The 4,871-nt window shown below is 71.4% G+C and carries 4 protein-coding genes and 1 pseudogene; 2 read left to right on the top strand and 3 right to left on the bottom strand.

Annotated elements, in window-relative coordinates:
• Both RIF68_RS27485 and RIF68_RS27480 read right to left on the bottom strand, forming a co-directional pair.
• A pseudogene (locus tag RIF68_RS27485) lies at positions 1-582 on the bottom strand (hypothetical protein); the annotation flags it as partial.
• A gap of 234 nt (positions 583-816) precedes the next feature.
• Positions 817-2,469: a phospholipase A2 gene (locus tag RIF68_RS27480; protein WP_309053994.1), complete on the bottom strand. Its 1,653-nt coding sequence runs from the start codon at positions 2,467-2,469 to the stop codon at positions 817-819.
• 195 nt (positions 2,470-2,664) lie between these two features.
• Here RIF68_RS27480 and RIF68_RS27475 point away from each other — a divergent pair, with 195 nt between their 5' ends.
• Positions 2,665-3,336, top strand: coding sequence for a hypothetical protein (locus RIF68_RS27475; protein WP_309053993.1), 672 nt, complete (start codon positions 2,665-2,667; stop codon positions 3,334-3,336).
• Positions 3,337-3,690: 354 nt separating this feature from the next.
• On the opposite strand, the gene RIF68_RS27470 is transcribed toward RIF68_RS27475, so the two are convergent.
• Positions 3,691-4,182 carry a cupin domain-containing protein gene (locus tag RIF68_RS27470; protein ID WP_309053992.1) on the bottom strand — a complete coding sequence of 164 codons (492 nt, stop codon included), beginning with the start codon at positions 4,180-4,182 and terminating at the stop codon, positions 3,691-3,693.
• Positions 4,183-4,296: 114 nt separating this feature from the next.
• Here RIF68_RS27470 and RIF68_RS27465 point away from each other — a divergent pair.
• Positions 4,297-4,871: LysR family transcriptional regulator (locus RIF68_RS27465; RefSeq protein ID WP_309053991.1), on the top strand; the 575-nt coding region annotated here is incomplete at its 3' end.

Raw genomic sequence — 4,871 nt, 5'->3', positions numbered from 1 at the left:
GGCCGCACCGGCGCCCTCCTGCGCGTCGGCGCCGTTCGGGCACAGGCTGGCGATGCCGCTCTCGGCGTCGCTCGGCGAGAAGCAGGCCTCGGCCACGACCCGGTTCCTCAGGAACGGGTGTCCGGCCTCGACGCCGGTGTCCAGGACGGCGATCGTCTGGCCCGTACCGGTCTTGCCGGCCGCGAGGGCGTCGTCACCGCCGATGAGCGGAATGCTCTGGTCCAGGGTCGGCCGCTCCACCTTGTCCTCGGTGACGCTGACCACGCCCGGCTTCGCGGCGAGCTGGTCGAGGCCGGCCCGGTCCACCTTGAGGGTGACCACCGGTACGGTCTCGAATTCCTGCTTCTTCTCGCCGGCGGTCGCCGCGTCGGCGACATCCGCGAGGGTCTCCGTGACGACGTTGACGCGGACCTTGCCGCCGCTCGCCGTCCGGTCGTAGAGCGGCGGGTCGACCGGATCGGTCGCGGCCTCGGCCGCTGTCGACGTGGTGCCCGACGGTGTGAGGGCGTGGGCCGGTATCGCGGCGCCGAGGGTCACGGCCGTCAGCGCGGTGACGACCGTCGCCCAGATGGTTCTCTTCATGTTGCCTCGGTGAGCAGGGGGCGTGTCGTGGCCAGGCATCGGCGGACGCGGACACGGCACAGCCCGGGGAGATGGGGAGGAGCGATGGGGTACGGGGTCCCGGCGGAACGGGCCGGGTGGCGGGAGGTGTCCGCCGCCCGGCCCGTTCACGCCCCGAGGGGCGTGCTCCGTCAGGAGGTCGTGCTGTACGTCAGCTCGCGCTGTACGTCGTCAGAAAGGTGCGCGGAGGCGTGATCAGGTCGCGTTGGCACCGTTCTTCGGGTTGCCCTTCCAGGCCACGGCCTTGAGGTAGACGTACGCGTAGGAGTTGCACCGCCAGCGCACGAGGATGTTGTACGCCTTGCAGCTGTGCGTCTTCATCGTGGCGTAGAAGGCGTTGTCGACGTTCGACTTCTTGCTGCGGTCCAGGTAGTACTTGTAGCCCTTGTACGTGTTGCCGATCAGGCCGTAGCCGTAGTCGTGCGTGTCGCACGCGGCGCGGAAGTTGAAGCCACCCGGGCGGCTGATGTTCGGGCCGGGGGTGCTGCACCCGTCGTTGAGGATGCCCGCCACGCGGAATTTGGTCGGCGTGTAACGGAAGACCGGCCAGTGCCAGCCGTAGTGCGCGGCCCACGCGACGCAGCCGCGGTTGAGGTACCACATCCACTCGGTGGCGCGGTTGCAGTAACGCGGGTACGCCTGCGGGTCGTTGATCTCACCGGTGGTGAAGTCGGCGGCCGGGGGCGCGGTCGCGGTTCCGTCACCGGCCGGGCCCTGCAGGGGCTCGGTGGCGGACGGCAGGTCGGTGCCGACGGGCGCGGCGTTCGGGGCGGCCGACTCGGCCGGGAACGTCAGGTCCCACTCACCGCTGGACGGGGAGGCGATGTCGGAGACACGGCCCGCGGTGTCGTACGCGTACGACGCGACCGGGTCGGTGCCCTCGACCGGGTTGGTCACGCCGCGCAGCAGACCCGAGGCGTCGTAGGAGTAGCGCGCCAGCGTCTGCGTGGTGGCACCCGACGTGAGGGTGATCTCCTTGGCCCGGCCCGTGTACTCACCGAGCGCCGTGCCGGTGGCCGTCGTGGCGGTCGAGTACTTGACCGTCACCGACTGCGCCGGGGCGTCGGCGGTGGCGGGCTCGCTGACCGTGGCGACCCGGCCCTTGGTGTCGTACGAGACCGTGGCGGTGGCGCCGTCCGCCAGGTTGCCCACGCTGGTCACACGCCACTTGTCGGTGCCCGGAGCGACCTGCTTCCAGTTGTAGGTGGCCGTGAGGCCGGCGACCCCGACGGCCGCGCCGGCGTCCGCGTCGCCGGTCACGTCGGTGTCCGGGGTGCCGGTGGCCGCGGCGAGGGTCTCGACCGCGGTGGTCACCAGCGTGCCGGTCGCCTCGTTGTACGTGGTGGTCTCGGTGAGCTTGTCGCCGGCGGCGGTCTCGTACTTCTTGACGCCGCCGCCGCTCGGGTAGTCGACGCTGCTCTTGAGCGCGTAGGTGACGGAGACCTTCGCGTCGAGATCGGTGACCACGACGGAATCGGCCCGCTGCTCCAGCTTGCGGTTGAGCTGACCCCCGAGGAACCCGGCCTCCCAGCCGGGGCCGAAGACGCCCTGGTCCGGACGGGTCGCGGGCGCCGACTCCGGCCTGGCCACTCCGTCCGCGCCTTCGGTCACCGTGTGGGTACGGCCCATGAGGCCCTCGGCCACATCGGTCTCGTACAGCTCGAAGGACTTCTCCGCGGTGGAGTACAGGCCGGGACCGACCTGCTGGATCTCCCCGTCGGCCAGCGGCGGATCGACAGTGGCGGCCGCGGCCTGCGGCTGCGCGATGACAACGGCTCCGGCGGTCGGCTGCGGCAGCATCAACGCCATGGAGAGCGCTGCAAGGACAGGCAGGGCTGTCTTGCGCACGAGTTCCCCCCTCGTGTCGTAGGTGTGGTGCTTGATCGCTGCGGACCGTAGACCCGTGGCGTTTGCGGCCACAAGTGGCTTGTATATGGCAGTAGTTGATTCCGCTTCCTTGCAGCAGTGAAGATTTCCGGTCACCGCCGGAGGTTGAGTACGTGTACTCATGCGGTGCGTGCGGCCCGCCCCAAGACTGGGCGCATGATGCGAACCCGACACCGGATCATGGCAGTTGAGCCCGTAATGCGCCGCCGACGGCGCCGCCTGGCGGTGACGGCCCTCGCCGCGCTGACCCTGGCCGCCTGCGGCTCCGAGCGGCCCGATTCCCCCGGGGCGCCGACCAGGTCCGCCGATGCCGTCTCGGCCAGGAAGGACGCGGCCTTCACCAAGATGCTGGACGAGGTGGCGCGAGAGTGCCCCCCGCCGGGGGCGAAGCGGAAGGCACCGGCCACCCCGAAGGGCGAGGCGCCGACCGCCCCGGTCGAGCCGCCGCCCGGTGCCACGGTGGAGCCGCCGCCGGGCGGAGCGGTCGAGCCCGTCGCCCCCACGGCCGGCCCGGAAGTGGAACTCGACGCCCGTGACTGGTGCGCCGGTGTCCAGCACGAACAGCGCGTGGCCGAGGCGGTGCTCCGGCTCAAGCGGCCCGACCCCGCCCAGGTCAGGAAGGTGCTGAACGGTCTCGGCTACATCGACGAGCGCATCCACGGCCTGAAACGGTCCGGCGCGGTCACGACGTTCGCCGTCGACCTTCGTGACAAGGGAGGGCGCCTGTGCCTGGAGGGCACGGCCAACGGCGATCTGACGGAGGTCGAGATGTGTGTCGCTCCTGTGCGAGGAGCGTTCGACATTGCAAATATCACTCGCAGGTCATGACCGCGATGTGATTCAGGTCACACGGAATGCCTCATGATGCGTGACAGATCGGCGACACCACGTTACCCATGAATGGGAGATAGTGTCCTAAATCGGTGCTGTAGCGGCGAGTTAGGGGGCGCCGGGTCATTGGGGGCAGATGTCCACCGTGCTTGCAGTCGGAATTGCGCCAGCAATCGGCCATGTCCAGGGATGACTGGATTTCAGGCCCCGCCGGCCCCGGTGCCGCCGAGGGCGACAGCGGGGGAGTGGAGGTCGGGGCGTCCGCCGCGCCGGGTGGCGAGGGCCCGGTTGCGTCCGGGTCGGCTGAAGCGGCACTTCTCCCCGGTGCGGCCCGGTCCGAACGAACGGCCCCTATCCCTGGGGCGGCGAGAAGTGCACGTCGTACAGGTCCTGCGCGGGCAGGAGGCTGTCGAAGGACTCCTCGCCGCGCTGGATCCGTCCGAGGGCACGGAAGTAGTCGAAGCGGTCGATCCCCGGGGTGAGGACGGCGATCAGGTCGGCGGGGGAGTCCGGCGCGGCACCGAAGGAGTGCGGCACACCGGGCGGGACGCAGATCAGCCCGCCGGCGGTGACGGTGGTGGTGCGCCCCCCGCCGGTGAACCGCAGGGCCCCGTCGAGGACGAGGAACAGCTCCGTGGACAGCGCGTGGTGGTGCGGCCGGGCGCCCGTCGCCCCGGGGCCGAGGGCCAGCCGGTTGGCGCCGAGAGCGCCACCGGTGTCCGAGGCGTCGGCCAGGAGCAGGAAGGCGCCGCCGTGCGGCAGCGGCACCCGTTCGGCGTCCTCCGCCCGCACGATCAGCGGGGCATCGGTACCGGGGCGGGGGGAGCGGTGGGGCGTGGTCATGGTCTCTCCTGTCGTGGACTCGCCACCATTCGAGCCCGGGAAGAAGCCCCGTACCACCGGCGGTTGGCGAAGACAGTGATCACGGATCGCGATGAATCGGGAGGGTGACGGGCCATGGAGCTCAGACAGCTGCGGTACTTCGTGGCGGTCGCCGACGAGGGCGGCTTCGGCGCCGCCGCCGAGCGGCTGACGATCGTCCAGTCCGCCGTCAGCCAGCAGATCCGCCGGCTCGAACGCGAACTGGGCGTGGTCCTCTTCGAACGGACGACCCGCCGCGTCCACCTCTCCGCCGCCGGGGAACGCCTGCTCCCCGAGGCCCGCACCGTCCTCGCGGCCGCCGACCGCACCGCCCGGATCGCCGCCGACATCGTGGCCGGCGCGGACGGGGTGCTGCGGCTCGGCACCGTGCACGCGCCCGGCGACCGGATCCCCCGCCTCCTCGCCGAACTCGCCGCCTCCGGACCGGGCATGCGGGTCCGGCTGAACCGTCTGCCGGTCACCGAACGCCTCACGGCCGTACGGGACGGGGAACTGGACGCGGCTCTCGTACGGGCCCTGCCGGCCGCCCCCGGCCTCGAACTGCTCCCGCTCTGGCGGGACCCGCTCCTCGTGGCCCTGCCCGCCGGCCACCCCCTCGCCGCGTGGGAGACCGTCCGCCTCGAGGACCTGGCCGGACTTCCGCTGCGGCT

It is taken from the genome of Streptomyces sp., from assembly GCF_031178505.1.
Taxonomy (GTDB): domain Bacteria; phylum Actinomycetota; class Actinomycetes; order Streptomycetales; family Streptomycetaceae; genus Streptomyces; species Streptomyces gulbargensis.
The sequence above is the reverse complement of the archived record's forward strand: the minus strand, read 5'-3'. Positions and strand labels throughout refer to the sequence as shown.

Bases quoted from the DNA above. Each gene is read 5' to 3' on its own strand.
- RIF68_RS27475 (WP_309053993.1), top strand. From the start codon at position 2,665: ATGATGCGAACCCGACACCGGATCATGGCAGTTGAGCCCGTAATGCGC.
- RIF68_RS27470 (WP_309053992.1), bottom strand. From the start codon at position 4,182: ATGACCACGCCCCACCGCTCCCCCCGCCCCGGTACCGATGCCCCGCTG.